The organism is Frankia sp. QA3 (assembly GCF_000262465.1).
Lineage (GTDB): Bacteria > Actinomycetota > Actinomycetes > Frankiales > Frankiaceae > Frankia.
The window spans coordinates 7,092,611-7,111,155 of record NZ_CM001489.1 but is presented as its reverse complement, the minus strand read 5'-3'; the positions used below and the strand labels follow the sequence as shown (position 1 = coordinate 7,111,155).

General features: G+C 72.0%; 16 protein-coding genes and 1 pseudogene. 12 read left to right on the top strand and 5 right to left on the bottom strand.

Going from position 1 to position 18,545, the window contains the following annotated elements:
- Positions 1-85 precede the first annotated feature (85 nt).
- Entirely contained in the window at positions 86-901 is an 816-nt protein-coding gene (locus FRAQA3DRAFT_RS29040; protein ID WP_009742629.1) for an SAM-dependent methyltransferase, read from the bottom strand.
- A 555-nt stretch (positions 902-1,456) separates the two neighbouring features.
- Here FRAQA3DRAFT_RS29040 and FRAQA3DRAFT_RS29035 point away from each other — a divergent pair.
- Positions 1,457-1,963: a TetR/AcrR family transcriptional regulator gene (locus FRAQA3DRAFT_RS29035; RefSeq protein ID WP_198286990.1), complete on the top strand. Its 507-nt coding sequence runs from the start codon at positions 1,457-1,459 to the stop codon at positions 1,961-1,963.
- A 20-nt stretch (positions 1,964-1,983) separates the two neighbouring features.
- On the opposite strand, the gene FRAQA3DRAFT_RS29030 is transcribed toward FRAQA3DRAFT_RS29035, so the two are convergent.
- The 3 genes from FRAQA3DRAFT_RS29030 to FRAQA3DRAFT_RS29020 are packed head-to-tail and all read right to left on the bottom strand — an operon-like array spanning position 1,984 to position 5,227.
- Positions 1,984-2,922: a pantoate--beta-alanine ligase gene (locus FRAQA3DRAFT_RS29030; protein ID WP_009742627.1), complete on the bottom strand. Its 939-nt coding sequence runs from the start codon at positions 2,920-2,922 to the stop codon at positions 1,984-1,986.
- On the bottom strand, positions 2,919-3,974 hold the full coding sequence (locus tag FRAQA3DRAFT_RS29025; RefSeq protein WP_009742626.1) for a hypothetical protein: 1,056 nt from the start codon (positions 3,972-3,974) through the stop codon (positions 2,919-2,921). The genes FRAQA3DRAFT_RS29030 and FRAQA3DRAFT_RS29025 overlap by 4 nt, the downstream gene beginning before the upstream one ends.
- Entirely contained in the window at positions 3,971-5,227 is a 1,257-nt protein-coding gene (locus FRAQA3DRAFT_RS29020; protein ID WP_009742625.1) for an ABC transporter substrate-binding protein, read from the bottom strand. Before FRAQA3DRAFT_RS29020 ends, FRAQA3DRAFT_RS29025 begins: the two co-directional genes overlap by 4 nt.
- A gap of 307 nt (positions 5,228-5,534) precedes the next feature.
- Between FRAQA3DRAFT_RS29020 and FRAQA3DRAFT_RS39015 the strand changes: the two are divergent.
- The 11 genes and pseudogenes from FRAQA3DRAFT_RS39015 to FRAQA3DRAFT_RS28970 form a co-directional block, all read left to right on the top strand.
- A pseudogene (locus FRAQA3DRAFT_RS39015) lies at positions 5,535-5,762 on the top strand (alcohol dehydrogenase catalytic domain-containing protein); the annotation flags it as partial.
- A 64-nt stretch (positions 5,763-5,826) separates the two neighbouring features.
- A complete protein-coding gene (locus tag FRAQA3DRAFT_RS33820) occupies positions 5,827-6,240 on the top strand; it encodes a zinc-binding dehydrogenase (protein WP_035921680.1) in 414 nt (137 codons plus the stop codon).
- A 103-nt stretch (positions 6,241-6,343) separates the two neighbouring features.
- Entirely contained in the window at positions 6,344-7,084 is a 741-nt protein-coding gene (locus FRAQA3DRAFT_RS29010; protein ID WP_009742624.1) for a glucose 1-dehydrogenase, read from the top strand.
- A 76-nt stretch (positions 7,085-7,160) separates the two neighbouring features.
- Complete coding sequence (locus FRAQA3DRAFT_RS29005) at positions 7,161-8,084, top strand: LLM class F420-dependent oxidoreductase (protein ID WP_009742623.1); 924 nt, start codon at positions 7,161-7,163, stop codon at positions 8,082-8,084.
- A 566-nt stretch (positions 8,085-8,650) separates the two neighbouring features.
- Complete coding sequence (locus tag FRAQA3DRAFT_RS29000; RefSeq protein ID WP_009742622.1) at positions 8,651-10,318, top strand: ABC transporter substrate-binding protein; 1,668 nt, start codon at positions 8,651-8,653, stop codon at positions 10,316-10,318.
- 6 nt (positions 10,319-10,324) lie between these two features.
- Entirely contained in the window at positions 10,325-11,281 is a 957-nt protein-coding gene (locus FRAQA3DRAFT_RS28995) for an ABC transporter permease (protein WP_009742621.1), read from the top strand.
- Positions 11,278-12,201: an ABC transporter permease gene (locus FRAQA3DRAFT_RS28990; protein ID WP_009742620.1), complete on the top strand. Its 924-nt coding sequence runs from the start codon at positions 11,278-11,280 to the stop codon at positions 12,199-12,201. Before FRAQA3DRAFT_RS28995 ends, FRAQA3DRAFT_RS28990 begins: the two co-directional genes overlap by 4 nt.
- The gene (locus FRAQA3DRAFT_RS28985; RefSeq protein ID WP_009742619.1) at positions 12,198-14,300 is read left to right on the top strand and encodes an ABC transporter ATP-binding protein; all 2,103 of its coding nucleotides are present in this window, start codon (positions 12,198-12,200) and stop codon (positions 14,298-14,300) included. Before FRAQA3DRAFT_RS28990 ends, FRAQA3DRAFT_RS28985 begins: the two co-directional genes overlap by 4 nt.
- Positions 14,300-15,301, top strand: a complete 1,002-nt coding sequence (locus FRAQA3DRAFT_RS28980; RefSeq protein WP_009742618.1) for an alpha/beta fold hydrolase — start codon at positions 14,300-14,302, stop codon at positions 15,299-15,301. Before FRAQA3DRAFT_RS28985 ends, FRAQA3DRAFT_RS28980 begins: the two co-directional genes overlap by 1 nt.
- A gap of 12 nt (positions 15,302-15,313) precedes the next feature.
- Positions 15,314-16,141 (top strand): DUF427 domain-containing protein, encoded by an 828-nt coding sequence (locus FRAQA3DRAFT_RS28975; protein ID WP_009742617.1) that lies wholly within the window; start codon positions 15,314-15,316, stop codon positions 16,139-16,141.
- Between the two features lie 73 nt (positions 16,142-16,214).
- Complete coding sequence (locus FRAQA3DRAFT_RS28970) at positions 16,215-17,246, top strand: 2-oxoglutarate and iron-dependent oxygenase domain-containing protein (RefSeq protein ID WP_009742616.1); 1,032 nt, start codon at positions 16,215-16,217, stop codon at positions 17,244-17,246.
- Between the two features lie 75 nt (positions 17,247-17,321).
- Here FRAQA3DRAFT_RS28970 and FRAQA3DRAFT_RS28965 read toward each other — a convergent pair whose 3' ends face one another.
- Positions 17,322-18,500, bottom strand: coding sequence for a nucleotidyltransferase family protein (locus FRAQA3DRAFT_RS28965; protein WP_157467739.1), 1,179 nt, complete (start codon positions 18,498-18,500; stop codon positions 17,322-17,324).
- Positions 18,501-18,545 lie beyond the last annotated feature (45 nt).

The window sequence follows — 18,545 nt, the reverse complement described above, 5'->3', positions numbered from 1 at the left end:
GCACCGATCCCCGGGATTCGCGACGGTGACGGCGCTCCGGCGTGGAGCTACTACTACACGCCGGAGTACGACGGATAATACGATTCTATGGTTTGCGGGCCACGGCGCCGTAGCCATCCACCGCCGCAGCGCCCTCGGTGTCGTCCGGTCGCCACTGCGAGATCGACACCACCCCCGGCTCCAGAAGTTCCAGGCCTTCGAAGAAACGAGCGACCTGATCCGGGCTACGCAGGATGTAGGGGACCGCGCCCGTGTCGTCATAGCCCTGCTGGGCCTCGTCGAACCCCTCGCTGGTGTTGGTGCTGTCCCACAGCAGTAGATAGCTGCCGGAGGGGACCGCGGCCACCACCCGCGCCACGACCGCACGTGCCTCGTCAAAGTCGGCGATGTGCCCCAGGATCCCCATGAACATGACGACGATCGGCTGGGAGAAGTTCAGGACGTTCCTGGCGTCAGCGATGATCTGGTCCGGCTCGTGGAGATCACCGTCGACGTAGGTCGTCACGCCCTCCGGCGTGGTGTTGACCAGCAGGGCGCGGGCGTGCGCCAGCACGAGCGGGTCATTGTCGACATACACGATGCGGGACTCTGGTACGAGGCGCTGGGCGACCTCGTGGGTGTTCTGCATGGTCGGCAGGCCGGTGCCGATGTCGAGGAACTGGTGGATGCCCACCTCGCCGGCGAGGTGGGCGACAGCCCGGATGAGGAACCGCCGGGATTCCTTGGCCAGGGTGACGATCCCCGGGAACGCCTTGATGTAGGCGTCGCCGGCCTCACGGTCCACCGGGTAGTTGTCCTTGCCGCCCATCCAGTAGTTCCAGATCCGAGCCGAATGCGGCGTCGTCACGTCGATCTTCGGATGGTCCGCCGGGTTCCCGGTGCCATGGTGCTGCTCAGCCACGTTTCTCCTCACGCTAGCTCGGCCGGGCGAACCCGACGAAGCCGGAAGATTAAGCCGGAAGATTCAGCCGGAACGCGGACTGCGGACCAGATCGGCACGCACGGCGGCCTCGGCTACCGATTCAAGGCTAAATCATCGCGAACAGCAGCGGATCAACTACAGGGACATGAACTCCCAACGGTCGACTCTCGCTGCGCCGGATGCGCCGGCTTCCCACCAGGCCGACGAGCCCCTGGTACCGCCCGGTGTGTCGGCAGGAGACGGTGGCCGTCACCGGGCCAGCAGCGGCTACTTCCATCAGGTTCCCGGACTGGTCCGGGACGCGTTCGTCGCCGCCTACACCGGCACCGACGCGTTGCGCCTGGTACCGATCCCCTGGTACCGATCCCCGGTCCGACAGCTCCTTCCGGTTAGGGGACGTTAGCCTGACACGAGGCTGCGTCGTCAGGTGTTGCACCAGGCATGGAACACGGGAGGATCCACGTGGGTAGAGGCGGCGCGGTGCGACCGAGCGCCCAGCGGACGCGCGAGAGGTTGCTGCTCGAGGCCGCCCGCATGTTTGCCACCCGTGGATTCCACGGGACGTCCATCGACGACCTGGGCGCCGCTTCCGGCATCAGCGGGCCGTCCGTGTACAAGCACTTCGGCAGCAAGGACGAGGTGCTCGCCGAGCTGTTGATCGACATCGGCCAGCGGATGCTCGACAGCGGGCGGGCCGTCGTCGCGGCCACGAGCGACGACGCGGACGCGCTGCGACAGCTCATCGCATGTCATGCCGGCTTCGCGACCAGCGAGCCCGACCTGATCAGGGTGCACGACCGGGACATGGCGAACCTGTCGGCCGAGGCGGCCCACCAGGTCAGGTCCCGCCAGCTCGCGTACACCAGGCTGTGGGTGACGCCCCTGCGCGCCCTGCGGCCCGGTCTCACCGAACGTCAGGCCCAGATCGAGGTGCATGCGATCTTCGGACTGCTGAACTCGACGAAGTACAGCGACATCGGCACCGCGGCGCGCACCAGGCTGATCGGGATGGCCGAACGCGCACTCTCGCTGTCTGCATGATGGTTTCCGGTTGACCGCGCCTAGCCCGGGGTTCGACGACGGGTGGCCGGGCCGGGGATGGTGACCCCGACGTTGTCGAACAGGTGCGTGCCGGTGAAGTCGGCGGACACCAGTAGCCGGAGCTCGCCGGCCAGCGGGTCGACCCGGACGAGCGTGCCGGCGTCGACCACTTCGGCGTAGTCGACCGGCGCCACCGCCGCTATCCGCCGCCGGAGCAGGGATCGGATCGCCTCCGCATCCCGTTCGCCCGCCTCGATGGCGGCGACGGCCGCCGTCAGCGCCGCGTAGAGCGTGGGCGCGGCGGCTCGGTCCGCTGCGGACAGCTTCCTGTTACGGCTCGAGGCGCACAGACCGTCGGCGAGCCGGACGATGGGGCACGCGACGATCTCGGCCCGGATCGACAGGTCCACGACCATCCGGCGCAGCACCGTCAGCGGCACCCAGTCCTTCTCCCCCGTGTACGCCCGGCACGGGCCGACGATGTTGTAGTACTTCGCCAACGCCGTGGCCGCCATCCGCATGAACGACGGGTCCTCGGCGTTCTCCCACGGCGCGGCCAGCTCGTCGGCCGGCACGACGGCCGTGCGCACCGGGAGATCGGGGTACATCTCCGCCACGGCCGGGCGGAACACCAGGTTCACCCCGGCGCCGAACGCCAACGCCGCGTCCGCGTCGAAGTCCCGGTCGTAGACGGGGACCGCGTCGGAGGTGACCCCGGGGACCGGGGCCAGGAACAGCGGCATGATCGACAGGTCGCACTCGGCCACCATCCGGCGGATCACCGTCAGGTGGCCCTCGTGCAGGGCACCGCTCGTCCCGAAGAAACCCACCCGTCCCCCGGCCGCACGCACCGCGTCCGCCGCCGCCCGCAGCTGGGCGATCGTCGTGACCGTGCGGGCGGAACCTGCGATGCTCCCGTTCCTCTTCCCGCCGCCGTTCCCGCTCACGTTCCCGCTCACGGCGTGGCCTCGGTTAGCACGGTGTCACTGGAGGTGATCATGGGCAGGTCCAGCACGGAGACGCAGCCGGGCGGCGCGGTGACCAGGGCGGCGAGCACGTTGATCGCCCGGGCCGAGTTGAGCTGGGCGTTGGCCGCCGCCGCCGCGGTCCCCTCCGGCCAGGTCAGGGTGGCGAGTAGTGGCGGGGACGCGTCGAGCTCCACGGTCCACGCCGGCTCCCGCTCCGTCTCGCGCCAGCCCGCGCCGAGCCCGAGCACGGCGGTCTGCTCGTTGGTGATCGTCAGGTAGGCGGTCCGGCCGCTGTAGGCGGTCCAGGTCCAGCGGACCCCGCCGACGGTGCCGGCCTCGACGGTCAGGCCGCTGCCGGGGAGCGTCACGGTCTCGGCGGCCAGCGCGGTCCGCTTGTCCGTCTGCTCGATGCGGGTGAAGGGGATGCGCAGCGCGGCGGCCACCATCCTGGCCGAGGAGGTCATCAGCCACAGCCAGCCGGCGTCCAGCGCCGCGGCGCTGTCGGTCTCGCCGGGCGGCAGCCCGAGGCCCAGGCCGTCACGCAGTTGCGCGGCGGACGGGTAGTGCGCCACGTGGTTGCGCTGGACGGCGTCGATGTGCCGGACGGAGCCGGTGTAGCCGGTCAGGAAGATCGGCAGGACGTCGCTGATCAGACCGGGGATGTTGCCGCCGGCGGCGAACGTGGAACCGCCCGTGCGGCAGGCCTCGGCCAGCAGGGCCTGTTCCGGCTCGCCGTCGAGGAAGTAACCGCCGAGGCCGGTGTAGACGTTGATGCCGGCGGCGAGCAGCCGGGCGATCGACTCCGGGTCGTAGCCCTGCGCGCTCCAGATCGCCGCGTCGGGGGCCAGCGCGATCACGTCGTCGAGGCTGCGGGTGGTGGTGATGCCGAGCGGGGGGAGGCCCACCACGTCACCCGCGTCGCGACCGGCCTTCCGCGCGCTGTGGACCAGGACTCCGACGAGCTCCATCCGGGGGTGGTGGGCGAGGCGGCGGACGTTCTCCGCGCCGACCCCGCCGGTGAAGCACTGCACGACCCGGATCATCGGAGCCTCACCACCTGGGCGTCGGTGGCCTTGCCGGCGTCGAACCTCTCGAAGATGTTGCTGCTCGAGCACACCGAGATCAGCGGGGGGAGCGCCGTGCCGTCGCAGGTGAAGGTGATCCCGTGCCCGATCGGCAGCGGCACGTTCTTCGCGCTCTTCAGCGCCGCGGTGATGGTGGCGGGGCTGATCTCGCCCTGGACGCCCTGGGCCGCCCGGATGAACGACATCATCCCCTGGTACCCGATGCCGGCGTAGCCGCCCGTCGGGGTGTCCGGTGCGTACCGATCCATGATCGCGTCGTAGCGCCGGACCTCGGGATCATCCTTGCTGATCACGTCGTACGGGGTGGCGACCTGGGTGCCGTCGATGGCGGACCCGACGGCGTCCAGGACGCTGCGCTCCACGCAGGGCTGAGTGATCAGCGTGTCGGCGGTGTTGCCGGCGGTCTCCAGGGCCTTGATGACGCTGATGCACACCGTCGACTCGCCGATGACGGCGACCGCGTCGGGCTTGCGCCGCAGCGCCGAGCTGACGATGGGGGTGGCGTCCGGGGTGCCGGCCGGGACCGTGGCGATCGTGAAGTTCACCCCGGCGGCCTTGAACGCCGGTGCCCCCAGCTGCTGGGCGGCGCCGATGGCGGACGGGGAGTCGATGACGAACGCGGTGAACGACCGGTAGCCCTTGTCCTTGGCGTACTTCGCCCACGCCTGCAGGATCGAGGGGAAGCCGCCCGTCCAGACGAACGAGGCGGGGGAGGTCAGCTCGGGGGTCGTCGCGCCGTTGGCGGTGATGTACGGGATGCCGGCCCCGGTCACGATCGGCGCGATCGTCGCGCCCAGGCCCGTCGAGGTCACGACCAGCGCGTCCGCCTTCGCCTCGACCACCTTGTTGGCGCAGGTCCGGGCGGTCGCGACGTCCTCCCTCGTCGGGCAGGTCAGCGCGATCTCGATCCGGTGCCCCCCGATGCCGCCGAGGTTGTCGTTCGCGTAGCTGACCGCAGCCTTGGCCGCCGCGGTCGTCTCGGGCTGGCTGATCGCCGCCCCGCCCTCGTTCGTGATGATCGCGACGCGCACCGGCGCCGACGCCGACGGCTTCGTGCCGGGGAACAGGGACGGATCCGCGGACGCGGCCGCCCCGCCGGGGGCGGAACCGTCCGATCCACAGGCGGCCGTCGTCAGAACGAGTGCGCAGAGCACCGTGCCGGCCAGCACACGCGGGGCGATGCCCGCGCGCCGTAACGGGATGATCGACATCGTCGGTCCTTTGCCTCGGAGTCGGGTTCCTCCGCCGGGCACCCGGCCTGTGCCGGACGTCACAGCAGTGATCCAGGAAGGTAGAGCTCCTGCCCCGGTCAAGTCAACGTTCGTTAGCCAGTACTCCTGATATTCATCGCTCTGACAGCGATTTTTCAGGCTTATGGCTCGCCAGTTGACCTCATCGGCGAACGAACGTTAGCCTCCAGGCGAGGCGAGGTCGTATGACCTACCGCACCTCCCGAGTGCGGCTCCCCTCGCCGCACCACCCGCACCAGTCCCGCCTCGCCTGGGAGGAGGCCATCCGATGAGCGTCGGCATCGCCAGTGCCGTGGACACCTTCGCGACAGCGGAGTTGGGGACCATTCCCCCTGGGCCGCACGACGTCGTCGTCGCGGTCGGCGCGAGCGGGATCTGCGCCAGCGACCACAGCGTGCTCGCCGGCCGGCTGCCCTTCGGGCTGCCGTTGGCGCTCGGGCACGAGTTGGCCGGACGGGTGGTCGAGGTCGGAGCGGACGTCAGCCGCGTCCGTGTCGGCGACCGCGTCGTCGGGGCGTCGATTCCCGCCTGCGGGCGGTGCTGGTGGTGTCGGCCTCGCCGTGATCCAGGCCGCCGCCGTCGCCGGGGCGAGCCGCATCGTCGCGATCGAACCCGTCCCCGCCAAGCGTCGGCTGGCGGCGGAACTCGGCGCGACGGACGTGCTCGACCCGACGGTCACCGACGACCTCGTCCGGACGGTCAAAGACCTCACCGCCGGTCGCGGAGTCGACGCGGCGTTCGAGGCGGCGGGGCGCGTCGACACGACGCTGGCCGTCAGCAGCGGCCGGAACTTCACCAGCGCGGTGTACGGCTCAGCCGACGTCGACGTCGATTTCCCACTGCTGGTGCGCCTGGCCGAGGCCGGTCGCCTCAACCTCGAACGGCTCGTCTCCAGGCGCATCGGCCTGTCGGCCGCCGACATCACCGCCGCCTTCGCCGACACCGAGGCCGTCCGCACCGTGATCATCCCCTGACCGTCCGGCGAGAACGGCACCGCCGACCGCCGGCCGCCGGCCGAACGCACCGGACTCGGACGTGCCGGTCGGGCGTGACCCCGCGAGCACCCGAAAGGCTGACATGACCCTCTCCGGTAAGACCGCGCTCGTCACCGGCGCCGGCCGTGGCATCGGCCGCGCCATCGCCCGGCGGCTCGCCCGCGACGGCGCTGCCGTCATCGTGAACTACTCGGCCAGCGCCGAGCACGCCGCCAGCCTGGTCAAGGAGATCGAGGCGGACGGTGGCGACGCCTGGGCGGAGCAGGCCGACGTCGCCGACCTGACCCAGATCGACACCCTGTTCGAGCGGATCCGGGCCCGGACCGATCGGGTCGACGTGCTCGTCAACAACGCCGGCCGCGGAGCCGGCGGCCTGCCGACGCTGACCGCGACGACGCCGGTGATCTACGATTCCACGTTCGGCCTCAACGCCCGCGGCCTGTTCTTCGTCACGCAGCGGGCGGTCGAGCTCATGCCCGACGGCGGGCGCGTCATCAGCATCAGCAGCGGCAGCTCGTCGACCCGCCAGCCCGGACTGTCGGCGTATGCGGGCAGCAAGGCGGCGGTCGAGGCCTTCACCCGCGTCTGGGCCACCGAGCTGGCCCCCCGCAGGGTGACGGTGAACGCGGTGGTCCCCGGCATCGTGGACACCGACCTGATCCGCAACGGGATGACCCCGCAGCTCGCCGAGCACTACGGGAGCCTGGTGCCGCTCGGCCGACTCGGGCAGCCCGAGGACATCGCCGACGTGGTGGCCTTCCTCGCCGGCGACGACGCCCGCTGGATCACCGGCCAGTGCCTGACGGCCAGCGGCGGTGCCTGACCAGCCCTGAGCCAGCAGTCCGCCGTCCCGTCGCCGCGGCCGTCCGCCGCCCGGCATCGCAGTCAGGAGCGCCCTCATGCACGTCACCGTCGAATTCCCCGTGTCGGACCCGCGCTACAGCCCCGAGCTGTTGACCGCGGCGGGGGTCACCCGGGTGGTCCAGGCCGCCGAGCGACTGGGCTACGGGGCCGTCGCCTTCACCGAACACCCGGCGCCGTCGCTGAAGTGGCTCAGGTCGGGCGGCCACGAGGCGCTCGACGTCGTCCCGGCCCTCGCGTTCTGCGCCGCCGCCACGACGCGGCTTCGCCTCATGACGTACCTGCTGGTGTTGCCGTACCGCAATCCCCTGCTCACGGCCCGGGCGGCGGCGACGGTGGACATCCTGTCCGAGGGCAGGTTGACCGTCGTCGTCGGAACCGGCTATCTGCGCTCGGAGTTCCGGGCCCTGGGCGCGGACTTCGACGAGCGGAACCTGCTGTTCGACGAGGCGCTCGAGGTGCTGCAGGGCGTCTGGAGCCGATCCCCCTTCGACTACGAGGGCAGGCACTTCACCGCTTCCTCGATCGCCGCTCTGCCGATGCCCGTCACGCCGGGCGGCCCGCCGCTCTGGGTCGGCGGAAACAGCGCCGTGGCCCGGCGCCGGGCGGCCCGGGTGCAGGGCTGGAGTCCCCTGATGATCCCCGACTCGATCGCCGGCACGACGCGCACTCCCGCCATGACGACGTTCGCCCAGCTCAAGTCGGCGGTGGCGGAAATCAACGACCTTGCCGCGCGGGAGCGGGGACGAGACGTCACCGTCGACGTCCAGCTCCAGTCCCTGCAGAGCACGTGGCTCCAGGACCCGAACGGTTCCCCGGACGAACACCTGGACTTCCTGGGCCAGGCCAGGGACGCCGGCGCGACCTGGTTCGTCGTGCAGCCCCCCGGGCACAGCGTCACAGCGTGCATCGACGCTCTCGAGCGCTATGCCGACGTCGTCCACCTCACGAACGTGCCGTGACGTCCACCCCCACCCTGCCGAGGCGGACGAGGCCGGGCGCAACGCCATCGGCCAGGAGCGAAGCCGCATCATTGCGCTGTGACCACTGATCGGTTACGGTCGGCGGGTGGCGCTGAAGAGGGTATTTGTCGCCCGGAGGTATCTCGATCTCCGTCGCGTCGCAAGCTCTCTCTGTTGCCGCTGACCTTCGAGGAGTCGGCCGCGGGCTGTGCGCATCCCGCCGCGGACAGTATTGCTGACGCTCTCCGGCAGGGGCAGCACCCTCGCCTTCCGCTGATCAGCTAAGCGGGTCGTCGGGACGCGTCGCCGATGCCGCGGCCGACACGAGCCGGCCTCGCCTCACGGCGCCACGATCCGCCTCCGCGGCCCACCGCCTCGAAGTCCGCCTCCACCGCCCCGCGGCTGTGGTGCGGCGACCGGGCGGCACCCGGTTCGACCCGCCGCCGGAGCGGATCGGCCCAGGGCGGGATCGGCGGCGGTACGTCGCCGCCTACGTCGCCTGGTCCGCGACGGCGCACCGGCCCTCCTCGCCTCGTACCGATCATCCACCGCGCGAAGGAGCTTCCATGGCAGAATTCTCGACAAATCCGATAGACATATCGGTCAATCCCACCACTCGTGCTCCCACCACCGAGCACCCGGTGCGGGCCCTGCTGACCCGACGGGGCCTGTTCGCCGGGGCCGGCGCGGGCGGCCTCGCCGCGTTTCTCGCGGCCTGCGGCAGCTCGACGAGCGACGGTGACCCGGGCACGGCTGCCACCTCCGGCACGGGCGGGGGCAAGCGAGGCGGCGTCATCACCCTGGGTGCTCCGCCCCCGCCGACCGCGCTGGACCCGGTGACGATGTACGACGGCACCGCGATCGCATTGGTCCAGCTCGTCGCGGACTACCTGATCTGGCTCGACCCGGACTTCCGGCTTCAGCCCCGGCTGGCGACCGCGTGGGCGTCGTCCGACGGGGGGCGAACCTGGTCGTTCACCCTGCGCAAGGGGGTGGTCTTCTCCGATGGCACCCCGCTGGACGCGGCGACGGTGAAGGCCTCGTTCGACCGGTTGCTCGACCCGGCGAACAAGTCCTCGGCCCTGTCCGCCTTCGACACCGTCCTCAAGGCCGGCGGGGTCTCGGCGTCGGGCGCGAACACGGTGGTCTTCCGGCTCGAGCGGCCGTTCTCCGACTTCCCCTACCTCGTGTCCGCGGGCAACTACAACTCGGCCGTCCTCAAGGCGGACTACAAGGTCGGCACGTTCCCGCAGAAGCCGATCGGCACCGGCCCGTTCCTGCTGACCTCCTACAACGTCGGTACCGGCGCGTCGTTCACCCGCAACCCGAAGTACTGGGATGCCGGCAAGCCCTACCTCGAGGGCGTGAAGGTGACGTTCCGCAAGGACGCTCAGGCCGACCTGCTCGCGTTGCAGAGCGGCGCCATCGACGGGCAGATCCTGTCCCAGGCCGACCTCGTCATACCGCTCGCCGGCAGCAACTCGATCGCCGTCGACAAGGTCGGCGGCACCGGTGTGACCGTGCTCACCCTGCGTGTCGACAAGCCGCCGTTCACCAGGAAGGAGGTCCGGCAGGCGGTCGCGTACGCGCTGGACCGGCCGGGCGTTCTCACCTCGGTCTACAACGGGATCGGCGTCCTGGGCAACGACCACCTCATCGCGCCGGCGTTCCCGGCCGCCCCCACGGACCTCCCGCAACGCGCCAAGGACGCGGCGAAGGTCACCAGTCTGCTGTCGGCCGCGGGCATCGACCACCTGCGTTTCACCCTCAGCTTCGACGTGCCGAACAAGTCCTACGCGCTGGTGATCCAGGATCAGCTCAAGCGGGTGGGCATCACAGTGGACCTCGACCAGCAGCCATCCGACAAGTTCTACGGCGGCAACCAGGACACCGACACACCCTGGCTGTTCACCACCGCGAACCTCGTCGGCTGGGCGGGCCGCCCGACGCCGAGCCAGTTCATCATCCCGATGGTGAAAAGCCACGGCGTGTGGAATGGATCGAAGTACGCCAACCCCGCGCTCGACGCGGCCGCGAACGCCTACGACGCGGCGACCGACCCGGCCGAGCGGAAGAAACAGGCCGGGATCATCGCGCGAGCCCTCAACGAGGACGTGCCGATCATCGTCAACGTGTGGAACGGGGCGGCCCGGGCCTACCGGTCCGACCGGATCAAGGGGCTGCGCTCCCACCCGTCGGGGTTCCTCGACCTGACGACCGTGACCAGGGCCTGAGCCGGCGTGGCGAGCTTCCTGACCCGGCGGCTGCTGACCATCCCCGCCACCCTGCTGGCGGTCAGCTTCCTGGTCTTCATCGCCACCGAGCTGATCCCTGGCGACGTGGCGCGGGTGGTGCTGGGCCGGGAGGCAAGCCAGGCGTCCGTCGACGCGCTGCGCCACCAGCTTCGCCTCGACGAGCCGCTGCCGAGCCGCTATCTGCACTGGCTGGGCGGGTTCGTCACCGGCGACTGGGGGCACTCCTACACGCTCGGGGTCGCCGTCCGGCCGCTGGTGATGAGCCGGCTGCTGGAAAGCGCGCTGCTGGCGCTGCTCGCCTTCGTCCTGCTCGTGCCGTTCGCGCTGGCCCTCGGTCTCGCGTCGGGACTACGGGAGGGGAAACCAGCCGATCGGGTACTCAGCGTGACCGGCCTGGTCCTCGGCGCCATTCCGGAGTTCGTCACGGGCGTCGTGCTCCTGGTGGTCTTCACCGTGCAGCTGCACTGGCTGCCGTCCTCGGCGCAGGCCCCGTCCGGGGCGGGGTTGGTGACCCGGGTGCAGCATCTGCTGCTGCCCGCGGTGACCCTGGTCCTGCTCTGCACCGGGTACGTCGCGAGGCACGTGCGGGCGAGCACGGTCGCCACCCTGACGAGCCCCTTCATCCGGGCGATGCGGATACGCGGCATGTCCGAGGCGCAGCTGGTGCGCCGGCACGTGTTGCGCAACTCCCTGGTGCCGGCGACGAGCGCGCTCGCGGTGCAGCTGCAGTTCCTGCTCGCCGGGCTGGTGACCGTCGAGCTGCTGTTCGGCTACCAGGGCATCGGTGACCTGCTGCTGTCCTCGGCGACCAGCAAGGACGTGCCGACCCTGCAGGCGACCGCCGTCGTCCTCGGGGCGGTCGGGATGCTCGTCTACCTCGTCGCGGACGTGGTGTACGCGCTGCTCGACCCGCGGGTCCGGGTGGGCAGGGCGCGCCGGTGAAGGTCACCGACCTCAAGGGCGCGGTGACCGCCGCCCCGCCCGAGCGGGGCGGCGAGCCCGCGGCGGGCACGCTGGCCGACCCGGTTCGCCGGGCCCGCGGGCCGCTCGACCCGCGGCGGCTGGCCCGCCACCTCTCGTTCGCGGTGGGCGGGTTCCTGCTGGTCGGCTGGATCGTCGTCGCGTTGTTCTGGCCCCACCTGGCGCCCGCGGACCCGATGGCACAGCATCCGGACCTGCGGATGCGCGCGCCGGGTGCGGGGCACCTGCTCGGCACCGACCAGTTCGGCCGGGACGTCCTGTCGCGGGTGCTGGCCGGCGCCCGCCCGGTCCTGGAGGTCGCTCCGCTCGCGACCGCGCTCGGGGTCGGCGTCGGGAGCCTGCTCGGGCTCGTGTGCGGCGTGCGGCGCGGCCTGTTCGACGAGATCGCGATGCGTGTCCTCGACGTACTCGCCGTGTTCCCGAGCCTGATCGGGGCCGTCGTGGTGGTGGCACTCGCGGGCCGCTCGACGACCACCCTCGTCCTCGTGATCGGGACGTTCTTCGTCCCGATCGTGGCGCGCAGCGTACGGGCCGCCGCGCTGACGGAACGCGAGAAGCCCTACGTCGAGGCCGCCCGGCTGCGCGGCGAACCGTTCTGGTCGTTGCTGTGGCGGGAGGTGCTGCCCAACATCGCCGGAACCGTGCTGGTGGAGGCGACGTCGCGGCTGGGTGACGCGGTCTTCGCCGCCTCGACCCTGTCCTTCCTCGGGCTCGGCCAACCGCCGGGTTCCCCGGAGTGGGGTGCGTCCGTGGCCGACAACCGGGTCTTCCTTCAGCAGGGCTGGTGGACGGTGCTCTTCCCGGCGCTGGCCGTCGGCAGCCTCGTCGTCGGCGTCGCGCTGGTCGCCGACAATCTGCGCGAAAGGGTGGCGGCGCGATGACCGGCGGCGGGAAGACAGGTGGCGGGGAGAGCGGGGAGACAGGTGGCGGGGAGACAGGTGGCGGGGAGACAGCAGTACCGGCGGGGGGCGGCGGCGGGCTCGTCCTCGAAGGGCTGACCGTCAGCTACCCCGCGTCCGCGACACGGGCCGTCGCCGTCGACGGCGTGAGCCTGCGGGTACCGCCGGGGCAGATCTACGGCCTGGTCGGGGAGTCGGGCTGCGGCAAGAGCACGCTCGCCGCGGCGCTCGCGGGCGTGCTGCCCGGCGGCGGGACGATCGACGGCGGACGCATCCTGCTCGACGGGGTCGACGTTCGTGGTCTGCCCGCGCGCGACCGCCGGCGGTGGCGGGCCAGCGCCTTCGCCATGGTCCACCAGGGCACGAGCAGCAGCCTGGATCCCACGGTCCGCGTCGGCGCACAGGTCGCGGAGGCATGCCGCCTGGCCGGCCTGTCCCGCGCCGAGGCTCGTTCCCGGGCCGTCGAACTGCTCGAAGCCGTGCGGCTGCCGGAGCCCGCGCTGATCGCCCGGCGCTGGCCGCACCAGCTGTCCGGCGGCCAGCAGCAACGGGTCGGCATCGCCGCGGCGCTCGCCGGCAGACCCCGCCTGCTCGTCCTCGACGAACCGACCACCGGGCTGGACGCCAGCGTCGAACGGGAGGTCCTCGACCTGATCGAGGCGCTGCGGCGGGAGATCGACGCCGCCATCCTGCTCGTCAGTCACGACCTCGCGCTGGTGGCGCGCCACTGCGACCGGGTCGGCGTGCTGTACGCGGGCCGCCTGGTCGAGCAGGGGGCGGCGGCCGACCTGCTCACCACGCCCCGGCATCCCTACACCGCCGCCCTCGTCGCGGCCGCCCCGTCGATCGGGGTCAGCAGGCGTGAGCGCAGGCTGCTGGCGGTACCCGGGCAACCACCGCCGCCCACCGACCGACCGGCCGGCTGCACATTCGCCGACCGGTGCCCGCTTGCCGACGAGGCCTGTCGTGCGTCGGAGCCACCACTCGCCCCGGCAACCGGCGCCCCGGACGGGCACACGGTGCGCTGCCATCACCATGACCGTCTCGAACCGCCGCACCGTCACCTGCCGCAGCGTCCCGGGCAGCCCGTCGGCGCGGGCGCGGTCCAGGCGGACGCCCGTCCGGGGCTGCTGACCGTGCGGGGGCTTTACCGCGCCTACGGCCGCACGCCGGTGCTCGCCGACGTCGACCTCGACATCGCGTACGGGGAGGTGCTCGGTCTCGTCGGCGAATCCGGCAGCGGCAAGACGACTCTCGCCCGAGCCGTGGTCGGTCTCGGGCCGGACGGTCCCGGCGAGATCCGGCTCGCCGGGCGCCCCCTGCCGGCGAAGCTGTCGCGCCGCTGCGCGGACGACCGCCGGCGGGTGCAGATGGTCTTCCAGGATCCCGACACCACCCTCAACCCGCGGCACACGGTCGCCGGCGTGCTGGGCCGGGCGCTGGTGACCCTTCGCGGCAAGGGGACGGTCGCCGATCTCGCCCGCCGCGTCCAGGTCGACCCGCGGCTGCTGCCGACGCGCACCCCACGGCTGTCCGGCGGCCAGAAGCAGCGCGTCGCGATCGGCAGGGCGTTCGCCGGCGAGCCGGAGCTGGTCGTCTGCGACGAGCCCGTATCGGCGCTGGACGTCAGCGTGCAGGCCGCGGTGCTCGAGCTGCTCGCCACCGCACGGGACACCGACAAGGCGTCCTACCTGTTCGTCTCTCACGACCTGGCGGTCGTCGGTTACCTCGCCGACCGGGTCGCTGTCCTGCACCGGGGCCGGATCGTGGAGGTCGGCCCCGCCACAGCCGTGCTGGCCGGCCCTCATCACCCGTATACCCACACGCTGACCACGGCGGCGGCCCCGCCACCACCGCGGCATCCGTCCGCGGGCGTCCGGGGCTGCGGGTTCGCCGCCAGCTGCCCCCACCGCCTGGAAGACCGCTGCGACACCCTCGACCCCCCCGTCCGTCTGCTGGCAGGGCCCGCGGGAACGGCTCCGCACAGCGTGCGCTGCCACCTCGATCCGGCGCAGCTTCCCGTGGTCGCGCCGCCCCCGCTGCCGGGCGCCGGCGCGCCGGCGGAGAAGGAGACCGTCTGATGTCGAACAAACCCCCGGTCGTCGACCACGACCGCCCCGACGCCGTCCCGCTGGACGACGTCACGCTGGACGACGTCACGCTGGACGACGTCACGCTGGAAAACGAGTTCGCGCTGCTGGCGGACGCGGCCACGGACGCGGGGCTCGACCGGCACGCGCTGCCGCCGGTCGGGCGCCGCTGGGTCAACCCGACCGTCGGCGGGCATCTGAGCGCCGTGGTGTGGGGACAGGGCTCGCCCGAGGTGGTCTTCCTCCACGACGCCGGCCGCGGGGCGCGTCAGTGGGATGCCGCGATCATCGCCCTGGGCCGCTCGGCAGCCGCGCTGGACCTGCCCGGTCACGGCCGCTCGAACTGGCGGCGGGACGGCCGGTACGAGCCGGCCCGCCTCGCGCCCGCCGTGGCCGAGGCGATCGCGTCCTTCGCGCCGCGGGCCCGCCTCGTGGTGGGTAGCGGCCTGGGCGCCCTCACCGCGCTGGCCGTCGCCGCCCGCCGGCCCGACCTCGCCGGTCAGCTCGTGCTCCTCGACACGCTGCCCGGGGCAGGGCGCGCCGGGCGACCGGTGGTCGGCGGCGTCCCGGCGTCCCGCGCCGACGCGGTCCGCCTGCTGGCGGGAACGCTCCCCCCGGCCGGGCTTCCCAGGGGGGCGCTGCTGCGCGAGGTGCTCTACGGCACGGCGCGCGAGCCCGACGGGTCATGGGCGTGGCGGCACGACCCCGCCCTCTGCGCGGCCTCCGCCGGCCCGGCGCCCGCCCTCGCGGCCGACCAGGCGCCCCTGTGGGACCAGCTGGCGGCCGTCCCCGCCGCCGTGTCCGTCGTGCACGGTGGGCGGTCGCTGTCCGCCGACGACCTCGGCCTGCTGGCCCGGCGGGCGCCGGGAGTTCGGGTGGTGGCCACCGACGGAACCGACTCCGACGTGGAGACCGCACGGCCCATGGCGCTCGCTCGGATTCTCGACCACGTTCTCGACGCCGCTCGCGCTCGGCGCGGAGACGAACACTAAGGAGAGCCAGTCTTGACCAGCTCACCATCACTCGATGCCGGCACCGCGGGTCCGACCGAGCGGGACCCCTTCTCGCCACTGCCTCGCGACACCCGCCCGGTGCGGACAGAGCCCAACGACCGGCGGGTGCGGGTGTTCTTCGACGGCGAGGTGATCGCGGACAGCGCCAGGACGTTGTACGTCTTCGAAACCGGGCACCTGCCCGTGTACTACTTCCCGCGCGCGGACGTCCGGTTCGAGCTGCTGACGCCCACCGACCACCACACCCACTGCCCCCGCAAAGGCGACGCCTCCTACTACACCGTCGCGGTCGGAGAGCGGCAGGCGCAGAACGCGGTCTGGGCCTACCCCCGGCCGCTCCCCGAAGTAGCGGAACTGGCCGACCACGTCGCCTTCTACTGGGACAGGGTCGACGCCTGGTACGAGGAGGACGAGGAGGTCTTCGTCCACCCTCGCGATCCCTACAAGCGGGTCGACGCGTTGCCCTCGTCCCGGCACGTCGAAATACGGCTCGGCGACACGCTGCTCGCCGACACCCACCGCCCCACCCTGCTCTTCGAGACCGGCCTGCCAACCCGTTACTACCTGCCGAAGCTGGATATCCGGTGGGACCGGCTGATCCCCTCGGCGACCCGTACCCGGTGCCCGTACAAGGGCGAGGCCCGCTACTGGTCCTACGTCGGGCCGGACGGTACCCGCATCGACGACCTCGCGTGGAGCTACCCCGAAGCCATTCCGGAAATTCCGAAGATCGCCGGCCTGGTCGCGTTCTACAACGAGCGGGTGGACATCGTCGTCGACGGGGTGCCACGGGAACGTCCCGTCACGCCCTGGTCCTGACCTCCAACGCCCCATGCCGCCAACGCCCCATGCCGCCAACACCCCGTATCCGTCGCACCGAAAGGACATGGCCATGACCGACGAGATCCCCGTCATCGACCTGGAAGCGGCCCTCGCCGAGGACGATCCCCAGGACCTGCTGTCGCGGGTGCGCGAGGCGGCCGAGCGCATCGGCCTGATCCAGGTGGTCAACCACGGCGTCCCACTGGAGCTGATCGACGACTTCGAGCGCCGCATCGAGCGGATCCTGCGCCTGCCGCGCGCGGAGAAGGCGAAGCTGGCCAGCCCCACCGGCCACCCCTACCGGGGCTGGCGGCAGTGGCCCGACGACTTCGGGCGCCTCGAACTCGAGCGTTACAGCATTTCCCAGTTCGACAACCCGGCCGACGCCGCGGCCGCGGGTGTGTCCCCCCGATGGCTCGGCCTCTACGAGGACGCCAACGTCTGGCCGCCGCAGGACCCCGGCCTGCGCGCGGTCGTCTTCGCCTACGCCGACGCGGCCGCCGCCCTGGCCCAGCGGGTCCTCGGGCTGTACGAGCGAATCCTCGGGCTGCCCGCCGGCAGCTTCCCGCACGGCGAGCCGTACCACACCTCCTTCGTCGTCAACGACTATCCGACCTGGACCTACCCGGACAGCGCGGCCGACGAGGACAAGCTCCTGCTGCTGGAACACGCGGACGGCTCGGCCGTGACAGTCCTGCACCAGCGCGGCGACTACCCCGGCCTGCAGGCGCAACGGCCCGACGGGACGTGGATTCCGGTACCCGTCGTGCCCGGAGCGTTGCAGGTGTTCTCGGGCACGATCCTCACGCGGTGGACCAACGGGCTGCTGCGTCCCGCCCGCCACCGAGTCGTGGCCGGCGGCAGCGTGACCAGGCAGTCGACCGGAATCTTCTACCACCCGAGCCTCGACACCGTGCTGGAACCGCTGCCGGCCTTCGTCGGCGAGAACGGCACCGACTTCGAACCGGTCGTGCTGGGCGAGCTGACCGAAAACGCGGTGGAGGACTACCTGAAGGTCTTCGGCCGCCCCGATCAGGTGGCCGCCCGGCGGGAAGGGCGCCCGTACATCTCGGAGTTGGCGGAAACCTCCGCCGGCCGCTGACCCACCGGTCGGGCTGGCCACCGCCGGCCAACCAGACCGGCCCCGCCAACCGTCTGCAACCCTCGCGACGATGCCTCAATCAGGCTGCTGGTCCGGCGGATCGGCGTAGCAGGTGTGCGACGGGTGGACAGGGGCGCTGAATAGCCGTGACCTGGATGCGCTGATGTCGAGGGCGCGGACCGCGTGGGGGGCGAGTCGGGTGATCTGCCCTGCGCGGAAGAGCATCAGCCGCAGGCTGGGGGGCCAGCCGGCCGGGGTGGTTCCGGCGATCTCGGGGCGGAGCACATACGCGGCGATCTCCGCCCGGGTCGGGGTGAGCCAGCGACGCAGCAGCACCCGGCGGTGTGACCCGGGGACCAGGCGCAGGAGCCTGGCGGCGCCGTACAGGGCACCGGTGGAGTCTTCTCTGATCCGGAGCTGTTCGGTGAACCGGATGCGGCGTGGCAGGCCGAGAACGTCGGCGAGCGTGTCGGCCTTCGGCGAGGTGGACCGTAGCGCGGTCGTCAGGGGGGTCTCGGCCCCGATCAGTCGAGCCACCTCCAGCGCCGCGGCCCAGACGGGAAGGGGGAAAAAGGTGACGGCGCGTTCGAGGTCCTGCCGCGCCGTGTGTCCCTTCCGGGGGTTCTGGACGGCGTGGATGGCAAGGTGACAGGCGTGGGCGGGCACGTCGACCGTCTCCACGGCGTGTCCGTGGAGGTCGAAGCCGACGATGTGCGGTTGTAGGCGTGCCCATATCGCTGCGGGCGAGGCGGCTGTGAGTGGCAGCGTCCAGTGCAGGTCGACTGTTTCGGCGCCATCGCGGACGAAGGTGTGGGCGTGGGGCGCGGGATCGAGTCGGCGAAAGCCCTGGCCGATGAGGAGCTGCGCGGCGTCGGCGAAGCGCGCCGGGTCGATGAGCAGGTCGGTGTCGCGCCACACCCGTGGGAGGTCGGGGTAGAGGCGGCGTGCGGTCACCGGCCCCTTGAGCAGGACAGGTCGGATGCCCGCCTCGGTGAGGGTGCCGATGACCGCGGCTGCCCTGCGGTTCAGCAGCAGCGCCAGCGCGACGGTCGCGGTGCGCCGGGCGTGCTCCGGGTCCGTCACCGGGTCCGTCACCGGGTCCGTCACCGGGTCCGTCACCGGGTCCGTCACCGGGTCGGGGTGGGTACGAGCGCCGGCCGGCGTCGCCGCCGCCGGTGCCGGTACGCCGACGTCAGCGGGGCCGACGCCAGCGGGGCCGACGTCAGCGGGGCCGACGTCAGTGGGTTGGTACACCACATCGCATCCCAAGCATCCGGGGGCCACGTCCGCGACACACCC